The sequence below is a fragment of the Streptomyces beijiangensis genome (assembly GCF_017315755.1).
GTDB classification, from domain to species: Bacteria; Actinomycetota; Actinomycetes; order Streptomycetales; family Streptomycetaceae; genus Streptomyces; species Streptomyces beijiangensis.
In genome coordinates this window covers 1-449 of record NZ_JAFLRJ010000939.1, presented here as the reverse complement: position 1 = coordinate 449, position 449 = coordinate 1, and the positions used below count along the sequence as shown (strand labels likewise).

1 protein-coding gene is annotated in these 449 nt (G+C 72.8%); it reads right to left on the bottom strand.

All coding sequences use genetic code 11. The features are described 5' to 3' along the window. The coding region (locus tag J0695_RS39965; RefSeq protein ID WP_277990105.1) for a CurL C-terminal domain-containing protein at positions 1 to 449 on the bottom strand (449 nt) is incomplete at both ends.

Sequence of the window (449 nt, the reverse complement as noted above, 5' to 3'; positions counted from 1 at the left end):
GGTCGGCGACGGATTCGCCGAACACCGCGGCGAAGCGGGTGGGCTCGCCCGCTCGGGCGGTGCCGGTCGCGATGCCTGCCCCGTTCGTTGCCCGGGCCGGTGTGCTCAGGGCGTCAGCCGTGGGTTGCGCGGTGACCGCACGGAGCTGTTGGAGGATTTCGGTGCGGGTGGTTCCGACGGTGACCAGGCGGTGTTCCAGGTGGCTGCGCCGGACACCGAGCGTGTGGCAGAGGGAGGCCAGGTCTTCGTCCGCTGCGCCCTCCAGCCGTACGGTGATCTTCTCGACGGCTTGGGTCAGTGCGGCGGGTGCCGCTGCGGAGACGGCCAGTGCGTAGGCCCGGGTCGAGGGCGTCACCGGCTGGGGCGGTGGGGCAGGCGGTTCGCTGAGTACGACGTGGGTGTTGGTGCCGGTGAACCCGAACGCGCTGACGCCGGCGACCCGCGGCCGC